This is a genomic window from Klebsiella huaxiensis, assembly GCF_003261575.2.
GTDB lineage: Bacteria > Pseudomonadota > Gammaproteobacteria > Enterobacterales > Enterobacteriaceae > Klebsiella > Klebsiella huaxiensis.
On sequence record NZ_CP036175.1, the window covers coordinates 2809554 to 2827826 of the forward strand.

Annotated in this window: 18 protein-coding genes; 10 read left to right on the top strand and 8 right to left on the bottom strand. The window is 50.9% G+C overall.

Going from position 1 to position 18273, the window contains the following annotated elements; translation table 11 throughout:
- Positions 1-62: 62 nt before the first annotated feature.
- Positions 63-758 (top strand): dethiobiotin synthase, encoded by a 696-nt coding sequence (gene bioD / locus DA718_RS13500; RefSeq protein ID WP_112214316.1) that lies wholly within the window; start codon positions 63-65, stop codon positions 756-758.
- On the opposite strand, the gene clcB is transcribed toward bioD, so the two are convergent.
- From clcB to DA718_RS13530, 6 genes are all read right to left on the bottom strand, one after another.
- Positions 711-2006: a voltage-gated ClC-type chloride channel ClcB gene (gene clcB / locus DA718_RS13505; RefSeq protein WP_112214315.1), complete on the bottom strand. Its 1296-nt coding sequence runs from the start codon at positions 2004-2006 to the stop codon at positions 711-713. The genes bioD and clcB overlap by 48 nt on opposite strands.
- Positions 2007-2148: 142 nt before the next feature.
- Positions 2149-2757, bottom strand: a complete 609-nt coding sequence (dmsD, locus tag DA718_RS13510) for a Tat proofreading chaperone DmsD (protein WP_112214314.1) — start codon at positions 2755-2757, stop codon at positions 2149-2151.
- 38 nt (positions 2758-2795) lie between these two features.
- Positions 2796-3653: a DmsC/YnfH family molybdoenzyme membrane anchor subunit gene (locus DA718_RS13515; protein ID WP_112214313.1), complete on the bottom strand. Its 858-nt coding sequence runs from the start codon at positions 3651-3653 to the stop codon at positions 2796-2798.
- Position 3654: 1 nt separating this feature from the next.
- Positions 3655-4272: a DMSO/selenate family reductase complex B subunit gene (locus DA718_RS13520; protein WP_112214312.1), complete on the bottom strand. Its 618-nt coding sequence runs from the start codon at positions 4270-4272 to the stop codon at positions 3655-3657.
- Positions 4273-4282: 10 nt separating this feature from the next.
- The gene (ynfE, locus tag DA718_RS13525) at positions 4283-6718 is read right to left on the bottom strand and encodes a selenate/tellurate reductase subunit YnfE (RefSeq protein ID WP_112214311.1); all 2436 of its coding nucleotides are present in this window, start codon (positions 6716-6718) and stop codon (positions 4283-4285) included.
- Positions 6719-6993: 275 nt separating this feature from the next.
- Complete coding sequence (locus tag DA718_RS13530; protein WP_110274088.1) at positions 6994-7245, bottom strand: DUF1161 domain-containing protein; 252 nt, start codon at positions 7243-7245, stop codon at positions 6994-6996.
- 102 nt (positions 7246-7347) lie between these two features.
- Here DA718_RS13530 and DA718_RS13535 point away from each other — a divergent pair, with 102 nt between their 5' ends.
- Positions 7348-8058 (top strand): YnfC family lipoprotein, encoded by a 711-nt coding sequence (locus DA718_RS13535; protein ID WP_112214310.1) that lies wholly within the window; start codon positions 7348-7350, stop codon positions 8056-8058.
- Here DA718_RS13535 and speG read toward each other — a convergent pair.
- Both speG and DA718_RS13545 read right to left on the bottom strand, forming a co-directional pair.
- On the bottom strand, positions 8052-8612 hold the full coding sequence (gene speG / locus DA718_RS13540; protein WP_112214309.1) for a spermidine N1-acetyltransferase: 561 nt from the start codon (positions 8610-8612) through the stop codon (positions 8052-8054). The genes DA718_RS13535 and speG overlap by 7 nt on opposite strands.
- A gap of 67 nt (positions 8613-8679) precedes the next feature.
- Complete coding sequence (locus DA718_RS13545) at positions 8680-9021, bottom strand: DUF1283 family protein (RefSeq protein ID WP_112214308.1); 342 nt, start codon at positions 9019-9021, stop codon at positions 8680-8682.
- A gap of 138 nt (positions 9022-9159) precedes the next feature.
- Here DA718_RS13545 and DA718_RS13550 point away from each other — a divergent pair, with 138 nt between their 5' ends.
- From DA718_RS13550 to DA718_RS13585, 8 genes are all read left to right on the top strand, one after another.
- A complete protein-coding gene (locus DA718_RS13550) occupies positions 9160-9486 on the top strand; it encodes a YnfA family protein (RefSeq protein ID WP_110274092.1) in 327 nt (108 codons plus the stop codon).
- A gap of 207 nt (positions 9487-9693) precedes the next feature.
- Positions 9694-10908, top strand: coding sequence for a starvation-sensing protein RspA (rspA, locus tag DA718_RS13555; RefSeq protein ID WP_110274093.1), 1215 nt, complete (start codon positions 9694-9696; stop codon positions 10906-10908).
- A 10-nt stretch (positions 10909-10918) separates the two neighbouring features.
- Entirely contained in the window at positions 10919-11938 is a 1020-nt protein-coding gene (locus tag DA718_RS13560) for a Zn-dependent oxidoreductase (RefSeq protein WP_112214307.1), read from the top strand.
- A gap of 43 nt (positions 11939-11981) precedes the next feature.
- Entirely contained in the window at positions 11982-13358 is a 1377-nt protein-coding gene (locus tag DA718_RS13565) for an MFS transporter (protein WP_110274174.1), read from the top strand.
- A gap of 231 nt (positions 13359-13589) precedes the next feature.
- The gene (locus DA718_RS13570; RefSeq protein WP_112214306.1) at positions 13590-15053 is read left to right on the top strand and encodes a mannitol dehydrogenase family protein; all 1464 of its coding nucleotides are present in this window, start codon (positions 13590-13592) and stop codon (positions 15051-15053) included.
- A gap of 364 nt (positions 15054-15417) precedes the next feature.
- A complete protein-coding gene (locus DA718_RS13575) occupies positions 15418-16401 on the top strand; it encodes a C4-dicarboxylate TRAP transporter substrate-binding protein (protein WP_112214305.1) in 984 nt (327 codons plus the stop codon).
- A gap of 48 nt (positions 16402-16449) precedes the next feature.
- Positions 16450-16929 (top strand): TRAP transporter small permease, encoded by a 480-nt coding sequence (locus DA718_RS13580; protein ID WP_112214304.1) that lies wholly within the window; start codon positions 16450-16452, stop codon positions 16927-16929.
- The gene (locus DA718_RS13585; RefSeq protein ID WP_112214303.1) at positions 16920-18197 is read left to right on the top strand and encodes a TRAP transporter large permease; all 1278 of its coding nucleotides are present in this window, start codon (positions 16920-16922) and stop codon (positions 18195-18197) included. The genes DA718_RS13580 and DA718_RS13585 overlap by 10 nt, the downstream gene beginning before the upstream one ends.
- The last annotated feature ends 76 nt before the right edge of the window (positions 18198-18273 follow it).

Genomic DNA, 18273 nt, shown 5'->3' on the forward strand with positions numbered 1-18273 from the left:
ACTTTTTCACAGTTGACTATTTCTCTCCTGTATTTTTCATCAACATAACTGTGGGGCTAGTGATGTTTAAGCGTTTCTTCATAACAGGTACTGACACTGCTGTCGGGAAGACGGTGGTCTCCCGTGCGCTGTTGCAGGCACTTGCTGCCAGCGGCAAAAGCGTGGCCGGGTACAAGCCTGTGGCGAAGGGCAGCAAAGAGACGCCGGATGGACTGCGGAATAAAGACGCGCTGGTTTTACAGAGCGTTTCTTCGCTGGTGCTGCCGTATGACGCTGTCAATCCCATCGCGTTAAGCGAAGATGAAAGCAGCGTGGCACATAGCTGCCCAATTAACTACAGTCTGCTGTCGGATGGCCTCCAGCGCCTGAGCGGTCAGGTCGATCACGTGGTGGTCGAAGGCACCGGCGGCTGGCGCAGCCTGATGAACGACCTGCGTCCGCTCTCAGAGTGGGTGGTGCAGGAACAGCTTCCGGTACTGATGGTGGTGGGTATTCAGGAAGGCTGCATCAACCACGCCCTGCTGACCGCGCAGGCCATTGCCAACGATGGTTTGCCGCTGATTGGCTGGGTGGCCAACCGTATCAACCCCGGTCTGGCGCACTATGCTGAAATCATCGACGTACTGAGCAAAAAACTGCCCGCGCCGCTTATCGGCGAGCTGCCTTATTTACCGCGCGCCGAACAGCGCGAACTGAGCCAGTATATTGACTTATCGATGCTCGGCGAGGTGATGGCGGTAGATAGAATCCCGGCGTAACGTCCGCGATAGCACCGACGCCAGTACGCTGGCAATCAATAAACCGGGCAGTAAAACGTACTGTCCGGTCATTTCACATATCATCAGCGTTGACATAATCGGTGCGTGGGTTGTGGCTGCCAGAAATGTCGCCATGCCGGTTAAACCAATCATAATCGCTATTTCCTGATAATCGTGCAGCCACAGCCCCGTAAAGCTGGCGAACAGCATGCCTATCCCCAGCCCCACGAACAACGTAGGCGTAAAGACCCCACCCGGAGCGCCGGAACCGCTGCTCGCCAGCACCGCCAGCAGTTTGCACACAAAGACGATAATCACGGCACTAAACAGTGGCGGCGACAGAAGATAGCTTTGCACCACGCTATAGCCGTTCCCCCAGACCGCCGGGGTGATCAGCGACAGCAGACCGACGATGATGCCTCCCAGCGCCAACTGCCACGGAGGAGTCAGGCGAAGGCGAACAAAACATTGATGGCTGAAGCTCATCAGCCAGATAAAGAGTGGCCCGCATAGCCCAGCTAACAGGCCGGTTGCCAGCATCAGAGCATAATGCGTTGCGCGCAGGGTGTCGTGGAATTCAACGTGATAAAGCGGTGCTGACCCACCGTTCATCAGATTGGTCAGCAACAGGGCAACGACGGCGGCAATCACTACCGGGCCAAGCGAGGCCAGCATCAGGGTGCCGAATAATATCTCGGCGATAAACAGGCTGCCGGCCAGCGGCGCGTGATAGGCGCTTGCCATCCCGGCGGCGGCACCGCAGGCGACCCATAACTTCCACTCGTCTTTTGGCGTAAAACGGCGGGCATACAGCGAAGCCGCCAGCGCCGCCAGCAGGATCATCGCCCCCTCGCGACCAATGGCGCTGCCGGTGGCGACCACCAGCAGTGAAGCCAGCGATTTCACCAGACTGGCAGGTGTATCAAACACACCGTCCCCGGTTTCCAGAGCTTCCATGTAGTCGGTTGGCGCATGAGGGCGCTCAACCGTGCGGCGTTGCCAGAGCCAAAGCAGGCATCCCGCGGCCATCCCGCCAAGCGCAGGCGTCAACAGCCGCCGCCACCAGGGGAGTGATTGTGCAGCATTCACCAGGCTGCCACTATCATTGCTGAGAAACAGGCTTTCCAGGCCCGCCATGGCATGGCGAAACAGGGCGACAGCCAGTGCGGCAAAGATGCCGACTAACGTGGCAATTAACAGGCGACGAAACATGACCTGGACATCAGGATAACTATGCAGACGATGCATCAGAGGGTACGGGTAGTGGAAATTATGGTTTATTGTGATTGGAAATAAGGATATACGCAAAAGCTATAAGTGCTTACATTGGTTTTTAAGTGACGGTGTCACTTAGTGCGCCATGGCTGTGGGGCAGACATGGCGCGGAGGATTACCGATAGAGCGGTTTTTCAGCGATCGCGCAGGGTATGTGTTCTTGCCATTGAGCGAGCGTTGCTAGCGCCAATTGGCCCAGCGCCTGATAAAACGGATTTCCGCCATCAGCGATAAACACGCTCAGAAAACGGCCTGACCACGGTAGCAGATGCCAGGCAAGCAACTGCGTAAAAGCCTCATCCTGACCTGATTCGCAAAGCCAGGCGGCCAGCAGCAGCAACGTACCGAAGCCATCTTCCGGTTCAGAACGCTGCTCTGCCAGACTGATGCCATTCGCGCGCATCCACTCGCGTAGCGCCAACGTTGAATCGCCGAACAGCACGCTTTCTTTGTCCAGCCACACGGAGCCCCAGGGCGGTGCAGGCAGCGCCCACGGACCGATAAATAAGCGTTGCCAGGCTTGCGGCAACGGTTCATCGTCAGCCGTCGAGAACTGCGTCGTTAGCGTATCGGCGACCGCATAAGGCCACTCAGCATGCCAGCTACCGTCGCGAAAAGCGGCGATCAGCGGGGCGGCCTGCGGGCTATCCGGAGCAAAGGAAAACAATGCGCCCAGCGTACGGGCGCTAAGGGCGACGGCGTCACGGTCTTGCGGTTGCATCATACTTTTTCCTTACACTGTGGGTGCGGCTGCACCCATTTTTAACCGGCAATCGCCGTACCGACGGTCATATGCAGACCATAAAACAGGCCGCGCCCGATGAACTCACCGAGCAAAACCAGAATCAAACCGAGCACCAGACTGGCGACATGCGGGTTTTTGCGTCTTGCCAGCGGGCAAATCCAGCAGCCGAGGCCCAGCGTCAGCAGTACTAAGCGCAGGATTTGCAGCCAGCCATAATCCGGTAACAGGGCGCTGGCCTGCTGGACTGAACTGTGGATCTCCGCCAGTTCGGTGTTTTGTAAAATCACCACCGCCAGGCTGGCCAACAGCGCCAGGGCGCTCATTGAGGCGAACACTCTGCCATTAAAAGGTACGTTGGCGATGCGCAGCAGCAGGGCGGCAAACAGCGGGCCACACAGCACCATCGTCAGAAAGAATGAGGCAGTAGTGTAGCCGTTATACCATGTTGGTACGGTATCAATCTGGTATACCAGAGTCATCTCAAGCACGAAAAGGCAGCCGAGCAGCATGGTCAGCAGCAGCCATGCCTTAGTCAATATTCGCGGCATTTTTCCGAGAATGTTGAGCAGCCACCAGATTCCACCCACGGCGAAGAACAGCGCGCCGCTGGCGATTTCGTTACTCAATGCCGATGAACCAACGCGGTTAAGCGAGTTAAATGCCCGCAGTGGTGAACCGAGGTGAATGACTGAAGCGAGAAAGCCAATTCCCATCAGCAGCCAGAGAAAAAACATACTGCGCACCAGGCGCTGCTGAGCTTCAGAATTGTTGTTCAATGATAGCCAGCCGAGTCCGGCGACGATAATCGCCCCAGCGACGCTTTGCCCCAGCACGGTAAACAGTACTAGCGGCCATTCATGCCATCCATTTCCCATTTTACACCTCCTTTGGATTAGCCAGATAGCCGGTGGTATTGCCACACGGACGCGCATTGGCATTCGGTTTGATAACGATACTCGGCCTGGTGAAGTGTGCCGACGGCAGCGGTGCGACGGCGGCAAGTTGGCCATGTTTTTGGCGCAGTTCTTCAATAGGTCCAAAATCGAGCGCCCGTAATGGACAAGACTCGACGCAAATAGGTTTTTTGCCTTCGGCAACCCGAGTGTGGCAACCGTCGCATTTGGTCATATGACCTTTCGCCGCGTTGTACTGCGGTGCACCGTAAGGACAGGCCATATGGCAATAACGGCAACCGATGCAAACCTCTTCATCCACCACCACAAACCCGTCATCGCGTTTGTGCATTGCGCCGCTGGGACAGACCTTAGTACAGGCCGGATCTTCACAGTGGTTACAAGCGATCGAGAGATAATAGGCGAAGACGTTTTGATTCCAGACGCCGTTATCCTCCTGCCAGTCGCCACCTGCGTATTCATAAATGCGGCGAAAGCTGACGTCCGGGGTTAAGTTTTTATAATCCTTACAGGCCAGCTCGCAGGTTTTGCAGCCGGTGCAGCGGGCGGAATCGATAAAAAATCCATACTGTGTACTCATGGTTTACTCCTTAAACCTTCTCGATTTCGACCAGATTGGTATGCTGCGGATTGCCTTTAGCCAGCGGCGATGGGCGATGGGTAGTGATCGTATTGATGCAAGCACCGTGATCGACGCGATCGCCACTCATGTTGGCATCATGCCATGCGCCCTGACCCATTGCCGACACGCCGGGCATGATGCGCGGGGTTACTTTGGCCGGGATCCGCAGCTCACCGCGAGCGTTGAATACTCGCACCATATCGCCGTTCTTAATCCCGCGCTTTTCGGCATCCAGCGGGTTGAGCCATACCTCCTGACGGCAGGCGGCCTGTAGCACATCGATATTGCCGTAGCTGGAGTGGGTACGCGCTTTGTAGTGAAAACCGAACATTTGCAGCGGAAATTTATCACGCAGTGGGTCATCCCAGCCTTCGAAGGTGGAGGCATAGACCGGCAGCGGGCTGATGGTTTCATCCTTTTCCAGTTGCCATTTGGCGGCGATATCTGCCAGTCGGCTGGAGTATATTTCGATTTTACCTGATGGGGTTTTCAACGGATTCGCAAGCGGGTCTTTGCGGAAATCACGATAAGCGACGAAGTGTCCGTTAGGGTCTTTGCGCTTGTAGATGCCCATCTGTTTCAACTCGTCATAGCTCGGTAGCGCCGGGTCTTTTGCCAGCATTTTGCCGTACAGATGCTGTAACCACTGCTCCTGGGTACGGCCTTCGGTAAATTTCTGATAAACATCATCGCCTAAGCGTTTCGCGATTTCACAGAGCACCCAGTAGATGGGCTTGCGTTCAAACTTGGCTGAAGTGACTGGTTGACTGAAGATGAGGTAGCCCATATTACCGGCATAGTCGTTGGGAATAATATCTTCCTGTTCGACGGTCATCAGGTCCGGCAGCAGGATATCGGCGTATTTAGCCGACGAGGTCATAAAGTTTTCGATAACCACGATCATCTCGCACTTACTTTCGTCCTGCAGGATCTCATGGGTTTTGTTGATGTCAGAGTGCTGGTTGATGATGGTGTTACCGGCGTAGTTCCAGAAGAATTTAATCGGTACATCCAGCTTCTCTTTACCGCGCACGCCGTCGCGGGTGGCGGTCATCTCTGCGCCACGATCGATGGCATCGGTCCAGCTAAAACAGGAGATGGCGGTTTTAACCGGATTCTCCAACACCGGCAGGCGTTCAATGGTGATAGTATAGGTAGATTCTCTTCCCCCGCTGTTGCCGCCGTTAATACCGACGTTACCGGTGAGTATCGCTAGCATGGCTATGGCGCGGGATGCCAACTCACCGTTGGCCTGGCGCTGCGGCCCCCAGCCCTGGCAAATATAAGCCGGTTTGGTGCTGCCTATTTCCCGGGCCAGTTTCACAATACGGTCAACGGGAATGCCGGTGATACGTGAGGCCCACTGTGGGGTTTTGGCAATGCCGTCATCGCCTGTGCCAAGAATATACGCTTTGTAATGCCCGTTTACCGGGGCATCTGCTGGAAGCGTTTTTTCATCGTAACCGACACAATATTCATCGAGAAACGCCTGGTCGACCAGGCCTTCGTTAATCAGCACCCAGGCGATGCCTGCCACCAGCGCGGCATCGGTACCGGGGCGAATGGGGATCCACTCATCCTCACGACCGGCGGCGGTGTCGGTGTAGCGCGGGTCAATAACGATCATTCGCGCGTTTGAACGCTCGCGTGCCTGCTCTAAATAATACGTAATGCCGCCGCCGCTCATGCGGGTTTCCGCAGGGTTATTGCCGAACATGACCACCAGTTTGCTGTTTTCAATATCGGAGGTGCTGTTGCCGTCATTACTGCCGTAAGTGTAGGGCATCGCGCAGGAAATCTGAGCGGTGCTATATGAGCCGTACAGATTCAGTGAACCGCCGTAGCAGTTCATCAGGCGTTTTACGGGAGAGGCCGCAGGAGAGGAACGGGTCATATTGCCGCCGACGATGCCGGTGGCGTAATTGAGATAAACTGCTTCGTTGCCATAGTCTTTGACCACTCTCTTGAGATTCTCGGCGATCGTATCCAGCGCCTCTTCCCAACTGATACGGACAAATTTACCTTCGCCGCGTTTACCGACGCGTTTCATCGGGTAATTGAGGCGGTCAGGATGATTAATGCGGCGACGAATAGAGGGGCCGCGCAGGCAGGCGCGAACCTGATGATCACCATAAACATCCGGCCCGGTATTATCGGTTTCTACCCAGACAACTTCGTCATCGCGCACGTGCGAACGCAGGGCGCAGCGACTGCCGCAGTTGACCGAGCAGGCGCCCCAGACAATACGTTCTTCGCTCTGGGTCGCTTGCGAAACCTCAACAGCAGCGGTACGCAGGCTAAAAGGTAACGATAGACTGCCAGCCGCAAGAGCCAGCGAGCCAAGGGCGGATGATTTAATTAGCGTTCGACGGCTGAGGCCGCGGGGATGTTCCTGATTAGACATAGCTCACTCCATGATCTTGTTATAATGGTATAGCGCCGACGCCGCCGTAAAATGGTGGTGTGGAGTGAGAAATAATACTTAAAAGGGGTTAGGAAGATCTTATCCCCGGTCAACCGAGGGATAAGACCTTTATACCCGTCATACTTCGAGTTGCTTGTGCGTTGGCTACGTTCGTACACCCCAGTCACTTACTCCTGTAAGCTCCTGGGGATTCTCTCACTTGCCGCCTTCACGCAACTCAAATTATTTTGGGTATACAACAAAACGGCAGGAGGTTACTGTGAGTCGCTGTCGCGGGTGTAGATAATTTTAAACGTATCATTGGCGCAGTGGCCGACAACCTGCGCTCCGGGTTGATCGGTTTGATCGTTCGGGACAATCGCGAGGCTAAACCCTGATTCAGGGACGCCGTTATTGATGATTTTTTGCTGAATATCGTTTTTAACCCGCTCGCATGAGTCGGGTGCTGCCAAAGCGGATGCTGAACCCAGCAGCAGGGCCGCGCATAGCCAGGGTGATAATTTCATCATAAACTCCTTATTGACCTTATCCAGATTTAAGCATAGCAGACGTGGTGTAAACAATTGTATTTGCTAATATGATTGCACTATGCACAAAGGGAATCGCGCGTGAAAAGACTGTTTTTGCTGGTATCGGCGGTATGGGCGCTTAGCGCCTGCGATGAAAAGGCTGCGCCACAAGCGTTTACGCCGGAAATGGCGAGTTTTTCTAACGAATTTGAGTTCGATCCACTGCGCGGGCCGGTGAAGGAGTTTACTCAGACGCTATTTGATGAACATGATAAAGCGATTAAAGAGGTGAGAGCGCGTTTGTCAAACGAAGGGTGCTTTGATCTTATCGCTCTGGATAATCGTGAAGAGAACACCTATGGGGCGTGGTTGCTGGATGCGAATTACTACCTTGATTCTGAAACTCATGAAAAACGCCTGCGCTTGCAGGGGAAATGCCAGCTGGCTGAAATGGTGTCTGAAGGGATGAAGTGGGAGATGGATGATAATGGTTTTATCGTAACGTCAATGGGTAAAAAAACAACGACCTCTTATCGCTATGATAGCGAGGGTTTTCCGCTGGGGAAAATCACGACGGCTAAAGATGCGCGTTATGCGGTAACGCTGACACCTTCAGCCGACTCACGTCAGAAGTTGAACTATAGCGCCGTATTGGTTTCAGATGATAATCCGGTCGGCAGCGTACAGCAGACCTGCGAATATGATGATTATTACAACCCGACTCGCTGCGAGCAGCAGATGGTCGATAACAGTGTCCAGCCCCCGCTGACTTACCACTACACTATCAAAAACACCATCGAGTATTACTGAGCCGTCGGCTTGAGCAACGTCTGACCCGGTGCTTTGTGCTCGATCAGGTACTGGTGCTGGAACAGACACATGCGGATAGTATTGCGATATTCGCCGTTGATGAAGAATTCATGAATGAGTTCACCTTCCACTATGAAACCGAGCTTGCGGTAAATGTGAATTGCCTTTTCATTCTCTTTATCAACAATGAGATACAGCTTATAGAGGTTGAGCACCATAAAGCCGTAGTCCATTGCGAGCTTCGCAGCGCGGGTTGCCAGACCTTTCCCCTGATAATCCGGTGAAATAATTATCTGGAACTCCGCACGGCGGTGAACGTGATTGATTTCCACCAGTTCCACCAGGCCGGCTTTTTCACCGTCGCATTCAATGACAAAGCGGCGTTCGCTCTGGTCGTGAATATGTTTATCGTACAGATCAGAAAGTTCGACAAAGGCTTCATAAGGCTCTTCAAACCAGTAGCGCATAACGCTGGCGTTATTATCGAGCTGGTGGACAAAGCGTAAGTCTTCGCGCTCGAGCGGGCGAAGTTTGACGTGATGAGCGTCAGTCATGGGAATACCTGATACCTGTGAGTTATTGCGCAGTTGTATGAATTGTGGCGCCCGCAGGCGCCATAAATTACGGTGCTACGGTACGGCCAGTGCGGCGATCAAGGCAGCGTAGAGTGTTGGGTTCCCAGTACGCGTTAACGTTCGCGCTCTTCTGGCAGTTGTCCTGAGCATCAAAAGCCACGTCGGCTTTGTCCCACTCTTTCTCGGTACGCGTGTTGACCTTCTGGCGTAAAGAACGGGTGTCGTTCCACTGTTCTTTTTCCATCGCGGCCTGCTGGCGGCTTTGCGCGCTATCGCCGGATTCAATCACCAGCTTGTCAGTTTTGGCAAACGACGACGCGGTAAAGATTACCGCGCTCAGCGCCAGCATAGCGGTCAGGCACCAGCGTTTGTTCAATATCATATTCATCACGATTTCCTTTAAGTGATCCCCTTAGTCTGAGTTTACTACATCTCTTTTCGACGGCATACCCGACAAAACAGACCTGGTTATGGGACATTATTGCGTAGAATAGATTAATTCATTGTCCCCTTTACGAATCTTTAAATGCTAAAAACAACATTACTTTTCTTTGCTACCGCCCTGTGTGAAATCATCGGCTGCTATTTACCCTGGCTATGGCTGAAACGTGGGGCAAGCCCGTTACTGTTGATTCCGACTGCTTTGGCACTAACGTTGTTTGTCTGGCTGTTGACGCTGCATCCGGAAGCCAGCGGACGCGTCTATGCGGCTTACGGCGGTGTTTATGTCTGTACGGCGCTGCTCTGGCTGCGTTTCGTTGATGGCGTAAAACTGAGTCATTACGACTGGGCTGGGGCGCTGATTGCGCTGTGCGGGATGCTAATCATTGTGGCTGGATGGGGACGAGCATAGCGATCGCCTTGAGTTAATCATTCGGACCAAACCCGCATTGGTCCGGATTGTTTTTTCCCGTCTTAATTCATTCCCGTCTTTTGAGATCCCATTTTGGCTACCGAGATAATGTGATCGAACGCATTCTTTTTGATCATCATACTTGTATGGTAGTAGGTCTGATGTTTTAATTTTATTCACTAACCGCATAGATGTAAGGAAGATGAGATGAAGATCGTTGCCGCTGAAGTTTTCGTCACTTGCCCTGGACGTAACTTTGTCACCCTTAAAATCACCACCGATGACGGAATTATTGGCTACGGTGACGCCACGCTAAACGGTCGTGAGCTGCCAGTCGCATCGTATCTGCGCGATCACCTATGTCCGCAGCTGGTTGGGCGTGATGCGCACCGAATTGAAGACATCTGGCAGTTTTTCTATAAAGGCGCGTACTGGCGTCGCGGCCCGGTGACGATGTCGGCCATTTCCGCCGTCGATATGGCCCTATGGGACATTAAAGCAAAAGCAGCAGGCATGCCTTTGTATCAACTGCTGGGCGGGGCATCGCGGGAAGGGGTCATGGTTTACTGCCACACCACGGGCCACTCCATTGATGAAGTACTCGATGATTATGCTCGCCACCAGGAGATGGGATTCAAGGCCATTCGCGTGCAGTGCGGTGTACCGGGTATGAAAACCACCTACGGCATGGCGAAAGGCAAAGGTCAGGCCTATGAACCGGCTACCAAAGGGCAGTGGCCGGAAGAGCAGCTGTGGTCGACAGAAAAATACCTCGATTTTACGCCGCAGTTGTTTGCTGCCGTGCGCGAAAAGTTTGGTTTTAACGAACATTTGCTCCATGACATGCATCACCGCCTGACGCCAATTGAAGCGGCGCGCTTTGGTAAAAGTATCGAAGATTATCGCCTGTTCTGGATGGAAGATCCGACTCCGGCAGAGAACCAGGAGTGCTTCCGCTTAATTCGTCAGCATACCGTCACACCGATTGCGGTTGGGGAAGTCTTTAACAGTATTTGGGATTGTAAGCAGCTGATTGAAGAACAATTGATCGACTATATCCGCACCACCATTACTCACGCAGGTGGGATTACAGGTATGCGCCGTATTGCCGATTTTGCTTCGCTCTATCAAGTGCGCACCGGTTCGCACGGGCCGTCGGATCTGTCGCCAGTTTGTATGGCCGCAGCGCTGCATTTCGATCTGTGGGTGCCGAACTTTGGCGTGCAGGAATATATGGGCTATTCCGAGCAAATGCTGGAAGTCTTCCCGCATAGCTGGACGTTTGATAATGGCTATATGCATCCGGGTGAAAAGCCGGGCCTGGGCATCGAATTTGATGAAAAGCTGGCAGCGAAATATCCCTATGAACCTGCTTATTTGCCGGTAGCCCGTCTGGAAGACGGTACGTTGTGGAACTGGTGAGGAGAAAGAAATGAAAAGTATTGTGATTCGTCAACCTAACGAGTTAGTGGTTGAAGAGCGTCCAATTCCGCAACCTGCGGCAGGGGAAGTGCGGGTCAAAGTAAAACTGGCGGGAATATGCGGTTCTGATAGCCATATTTATCGCGGGCACAACCCATTTGCTAAATATCCGCGCGTGATAGGGCATGAATTTTTCGGCGAGATTGATGCGGTTGGTGAAGGTGTCACTGATAAAGCCGTTGGCCAGCGCGTCAGCGTTGACCCGGTGATTAGCTGCGGTCATTGCTATCCTTGCTCAGTGGGAAAACCGAACGTGTGTACCTCTTTAGTGGTGCTGGGCGTTCATCGGGATGGCGGTTTTAGCGAGTACGCTGTCGTGCCGGCTAAAAATGCCTGGTTGGTACCGGATCCGGTTTCTGACCGACATGCGGTGATGATTGAACCTTTCACTATTGCGGCTAACGTTACTGGACATGTCTCGCCAACTGACCAGGATGTTGCGCTGGTTTACGGGGCTGGGCCGATGGGTCTGACGACTATCCAGGTACTGAAACGGGTGTACCGCGTTAAGCAAGTGATCGTGGTTGACCGGATTGATGAGCGTCTGCAGATGGCGCAGCGCAACGGAGCGGATTGGGTTATCAATAATGGCGAGAAGCCGTTATCCGAAACGCTGAAAGAGAAGGGAATACAGCCGACGCTGATTATTGACGCCGCCTGTCATCCGACTATTTTGCAAGAAGCCGTCACGTTAGCCTCGCCGGCGGCAAGAATTGTGTTGATGGGATTCTCAACAGAACCATCTCAGGTTGTGCAACAAGGCATTACCGGGAAAGAGTTATCTATTTTCTCGTCACGCCTGAATGCCAATAAATTCCCGGTGGTAATTGATTGGTTAGAGCAAGGGCTAATTAATCCAGAGGAGCTGATCACTCACGAATTTGAGTATCAACATGTTGTTGATGCACTGGAACTTTTTGAGAATGACAGAAAACGTTGCTGTAAGGTTTTATTAACCTTCGGGCAATAATTACGAGTGCGGACTCTATATCCTACAATTAGAGATAATCATTATGACTACAGTTAAAAATGAGAGAACAACATCAGATCTCATTCGTGCAGCCGTATCTGGTTGGTTAGGTACCGCGCTGGAGTTTATGGACTTCCAGCTCTATTCTCTTGGCGCGGCGCTGGTTTTTCATGAAATATTTTTCCCTGAACAATCTGCTGCCATGGCGCTTATTCTGGCAATGGGGACTTATGGCGCAGGGTATATTGCGCGAATCGTCGGGGCATTCTTTTTTGGTAAGATGGGTGACAGTATAGGGCGTAAAAGAGTCCTGTTTATTACTATCACCATGATGGGGATTTGTACCACCCTGATTGGCGTTCTGCCAACCTATGCACAGGTCGGTATTTTAGCGCCGGTATTGCTGGTCACTTTACGTATCGTTCAGGGATTAGGCGCTGGGGCTGAAATTTCCGGAGCGGGTACCATGCTGGCAGAATATGCGCCAAAAGGTAAGCGCGGCATTATCTCTTCGCTGGTTGCGATGGGAACCAACTGCGGAACGTTAAGCGCCACGGCCATCTGGGCGTTCATGTTCTTCGTACTGGACCGCGAACAGCTCGTCGCTTGGGGATGGCGTGTTCCGTTCCTGGCAAGCGTTGTGGTGATGATTTTTGCTATCTGGTTACGTCTGAACCTGAAAGAAAGTCCAGTATTTGAACAGGTTAGTGAAGAAAATGTTTTACAGGAAGAGACTGCGGCTAGTGAGAACACCCTCGGTGCGATGCTGAAAAGCAAGTCCTTCTGGCTGGCGACGGGTCTGCGCTTTGGGCAAGCAGGTAACTCCGGCTTACTGCAAACATTCCTCGCAGGTTATCTGGTACAAACATTATTGTTTGATAAAGGTATACCAACTGACGCATTAATGATTAGCTCAGTTATTGGCTTTATCACTATTCCTTTCCTGGGGTGGCTATCAGATAAAATAGGTCGTCGCGTACCTTACATTATCATCAATATTTCGGCGATTATTCTGGCTTACCCGATGCTGTCGATAATTGTAGATAAGAGCTATAGCGCAAGCACTATTATGGCGTCATTGATTGTGATTCATAATGTGGCGGTGTTAGGTCTTTTTGCTCTGGAAAATATTACCATGGCCGAGCTGTTTGGTTCCCGTAATCGCTTTACCCGTATGGCGATTTCGAAAGAGGCGGGCGGCTTAGTTGCAGTAGGGTTTGGTCCCGTACTGGCTGGTATTTTCTGTAATATGACCGGCTCATGGATGCCCATCGTTATTATGCTGGTTTGTTATTCAATCATTGGTTTAATTTCTGCCATTCTGATGCCAGAAGTCCGCGACCGTGATTTGAGTTTGCTCAATGATGCTGCAGATTGTACGCCAGAGAAAAAAACGGTCGGCAACGGACAATATATTTGAGTTCCATAGAGTCCGCACCTTGATGATAGTTGTAAATAAAAATCTGCCGGGCTTTTAGCCCGGCATTTTCTATCCCTTCATGCAAAATATGCTGAATATATAACGACGTTATCTTCTTGTATGGTAGTTGATGAAAATCAAAGGTGTTATACCAATCATATGAGATGGTTTATATCACTGAGCCATTCTTATCGAGAATGGATTTTTGAACATCATAAAATGAGAGTCACCATGGAAAACACGCTTTTAACAGCTAATGCCACGCTGCCTTCTTACGATCGCAACCGGCTCGTTCCGCGTATCGTCCACCTGGGATTTGGCGCATTCCATCGCGCCCACCAGGCGGTATATGCCGATATTCTGGCAACAGAACACGGCAGCGACTGGGGTTATACCGAAGTGAATTTAATCGGCGGCGAGCAACAGATTGCCGACCTGCAACAGCAGGATTTGCTGTATACCGTCGCCGAGATGTCGGCAGATGCCTGGACTGCTCGCGTTGTCGGCGTGGTGAAGCAGGCAATGCACGCCCAGGTGGATAGTCTGGAAAGCGTGCTGGCGAAAATGTGTGAACCGCAGGTCGCCATTGTCTCATTGACCATTACTGAAAAAGGTTACTGCCACTCCCCAGCGAGCGGTGAACTACAGCTGGATCACCCGCTGATTGTCGCCGACTTGCAAAACCCGCATCAGCCAAAATCAGCGCCGGGCGTGGTTGTGGAAGCTTTGGCACGACGCAAAGCGGCTGGGCTGGCCGCATTTAGCGTCATGTCCTGCGATAATATGCCGGAAAACGGCCGCGTGATGCGTAATGTCGTTTGTGCCTATGCACGTGCAGTTGATGCCGAACTCGCTGAATGGATTGTGCACAATGTTACCTTTCCATCCACGATGGTTGACCGCATCGTCCCGGCCGTTACAGCGGATACGCTGGACAAAATTGAACAACTCACCGGCGTGCGCGATCCTGCTGGTGTCGCCTGTGAACCGTTCCGCCAGTGGGTTATTGAAGATAATTTTGTTGCCGGTCGTCCTGAATGGCAAAAGGCGGGCGCTGAACTGGTATCTGACGTGCTGCCGTTTGAGGAAATGAAGCTGCGTATGCTCAACGGTAGCCACTCCTTCCTGGCTTACCTGGGTTATCTGGCTGGTTATCAGCATATTAATGATTGTATGCTGGACGACAACTATCGCCGTGCCGCGCATGTACTGATGCTGAATGAACAGGCTCCGACGCTGAAAGTACAGGGCGTTGATCTTGCACGTTATGCTGGTTTACTTATCGACCGCTACAGCAATCCGGCATTGCAGCACCGCACCTGGCAGATAGCGATGGACGGTAGTCAGAAGCTGCCACAGCGCATGCTGGATTCGATTCGTTGGCATCTGGCACATGGCAGCGACTTTACTCTGCTGGCGATGGGCGTTGCGGGCTGGATGCGCTATGTCAGCGGCGTTGATGACCAGGGACAGGCAATTGAAATTTCTGACCCGTTGCTGCCGGTGATTGCCGAGACTGTGCGCAACAGCGAAGAAGGTGAAGGGCGAGTGAAGGCATTGCTGGGTATTGAAGCCATTTTCGGTCAGACTCTGGTACAGGAAGGTCGCTTCGTAGATGCGGTCACTAACGCCTATTTAGCACTGCAAAAGCGCGGCGCAAAAGCCACCGTTGCTGCGTGGGCCCAGGCCAACTAAATTTCTCCATTCTGATGCCGCCTTACTGGCGGCATTATCGCTCGCAATCCTACGATGTATCCTGCCTGGATTTCCCATTATTGATTTTAGATCCGGCTCTGCTTTCATCAGATGCGGAACAAAGACTCTGCAGAGAGTATTAAATAATATTTGTGCTCACACTGTATGATTAATTAATTCATCATTCTTATTTCAACACCCTTCTCGATTAGTGTGCCAAATATATATCTATATTAGTGTGATCATTGATGGTTTTTTAATAGCGCCAACTTGTATGGTAGTAGGTCTGGTGATTAAATCCCGCATGATGATTGCTGGTAAATTGGCATGGAACGATATCTAATCAATCAGAAAAGGTGCAGGAATGCGTGATTTAAATAATAAATGCAAATGGTTGGCCAAAACAGTCTGTGTACTGCCGTTATTGATCGTTGGCGTATGTAATGGGGCTGAATCACTAAACGTAAGTACCTCTTTATCTCCTGATGACCCTATCTACAAGGGATTGCAGTCCTTTAAGAAAAACGTTGAGTCGCGCACTAATGGTGATATTAAAATAAAACTGTTTTCGAGCGGACAGCTTGGGGCTGATAACGAACTGTTGCAGCATGCCCAGGCGGGAAGCAACGTTGGTGTTATCGTTGATGGTGCCCGTCTGGCGCAATTTGTGCCAGAAATGGCTATTATTCCCGCTCCTTTTGTTTTTAAAGATTACCAGACGATTAAAACCTTTATTAATAGCCCTGTTTTTGCTCAATGGAGTGAACAAATGGCGAAGAATTCAGGACTCATACCTCTATCATTTAACTGGTATCAGGGGGCTCGTATGCTGGTGACGCAGAAACCGGTACAGAAACCTGAAGATTTATCCGGCGTGAGGGTTCGTGCACTGGAAGCGCCGGTAACCATCGAAACGATTAAGTGCATGGGGGGCGCGCCAACGCCTCTATCCTGGTCTGAAATTTACTCATCTATTCAAACTGGCGTCGTTGATGCCGCTGAGGCGCAACCCACTGCGGTATATGGTTCTAAATTGTATGAAATCACAAAGTTCATCACTAAAACAAACCATATACATTTAATGACCGGCATTATTGTTTCAGAAAAATGGTTATCCACGTTAACGCCTGAACAGCAGACAATCCTGAAAGAAGAGGCACAGAAGAACGGCGATATCGCTTCCGATAATACTATTGCCGCCGGAGATAACATGTTGGCGGATATGGCGAGCAAAGGAATGACGGTTTCTGAAGTTGATGTTAAGCCTTTTGTTGATGCCTGCGCCTATGTCACGAAAAAACTGGGTCTGGAATCTGCACTTGAACAGGTAAAAAGCGTTACTAACTAAAATTACCTCGGGGGTGAATAGCCCCCGTTCGCAGCATTGAGGTTAAAAATGAAAGTTTTTCGCCAGTTTGAACTCGCATTTGCGCGTATTGGCTTGGTTGCGATCGTTATCATTATTCTTGCCGGAGGCGTGGGACGAGCTATCGGTCATCCTCTTATTTGGTCGTTAGAAATTGCCATGGTAATTTTCGCGTGGATTAGTATGTTTGCTATTGATTACGCTTTCCAGGTTCGCCGCCATATTGGTATTGATGCCGTAGCCAATTTTTTTCCGCAAAAATTAAAAAGAGTATGTCTGTGGGGGAATGAAATTATTATTCTTGGTTTTTTATTATGTGGCGTCTGGTACGGTTTTAACTTCGTTATCACCACTCATCTTCAGGTTCTGCCGGTTACTGAGTTATCACTGGCCTGGTTGAATAGCGCAGTACCTACTGGATGTCTTCTCATGCTTTTTACCTCGCTGGAGTTTTTATTCGGCGGTTGTCAGGAAAAACAGCAAAAAAATAAGGTCGAGATATGCTCTTAACCGTCGCCCTGTTTGTGGTGTTATTGATTGTTGGCATGCCGGTAGGGATGGTTATTGCGATATCCAGCCTGAGCTATTTTTTTACCGCTGATTTTTTGCCAGTCGGTATTGCTTTTCAAAAATTTTCCGCGCCGACTCAATCTTTTCCTATTCTGGCAACACCATTATTTCTCCTTGTTGGGAATTTACTGAATAAATCAGGTGTTACCCATCGTCTACTCGATTTTGCCCGTATCATCTCGGGATGGATGGTCGGTGGTCTGGCGCAGATCAACGTGCTTTTGGCGTGTTTGCTGGGGGGCGTTTCTGGTTCAGCTACCGCAGATGCGGCAATGCAGGCGCGCGTCCTGGGTTTACCGATGGTCGCTCGCGGATATCCGAAAGCGTTTAGCGCCGCGGTTATTGCGTTTAGTTCGTTGATTACAGCGACCATTCCACCGAGTATCCTGCTGATCTTGTATGGTTTTGTCGGCAACGTTTCCATTGGAAAACTGTTTATTGCCGGGATTTTTCCGGGATTGCTGCTAACTATCATTATTATGGTGACAAACTATATTCTTGCCCGGCGCATCAATATTAAACCGGAAATGGCTTCGTTACCAAACAGGAAAGAGGTTTGGCTGAGTTTTAAAAATAGCTTCTGGGCGCTTATGTTCCCGGTTGTTTTAATTGTTGTTATCCGGTTGGGTATTTTTACTACCACGGAAGCAGGCGCGTTTATTGTTTTATACGCCTTTGTTATTGGCCGCTATGTCTATAAAGCCCTTGATAACGCCACATTATGGGAAGTTCTGAAGGAAACCATTAGCGATATCGGCGTCGTTATGCTATTGATTATGTCTGCGGCGATTCTCGGACATATCACTATTCTCGATCAAATTCCGCAGCAGCTCGCCGAGGCCATTATCCAGATTACGGAAAATCGTTATGGTATTCTGGTCCTGCTATTGGCTTTAATTGCGGTTGCGGGGATGTTGTTTGATGGTAGTGTTATTATATTGCTCCTGACCCCCATTCTATTACCCATTGCGGTTGAGGCTGGATTTGATCCGATACATTTCGGTTTGGTTTTTGTGGTACTGACCCTATTGGGAGCCAATACACCCCCTGTGGGGATCTGTATGTATACTGTTTGCGGGATCTTAAACTGCAGTACGGTCGCATTTGTCAGAGCTTCAATTCCTTATCTGATCGCATTCTTTGTATTCATTGCGATGCTGGTGATCTTTCCGTCTATTACTTTGTTCCTGCCACAGACGCTGATGTAAATCTTGATTGCATCAATATTATATAACATAGGGTAAGACCGTAAATTGAGTATTTACGGTCTTACTTTTTCATATT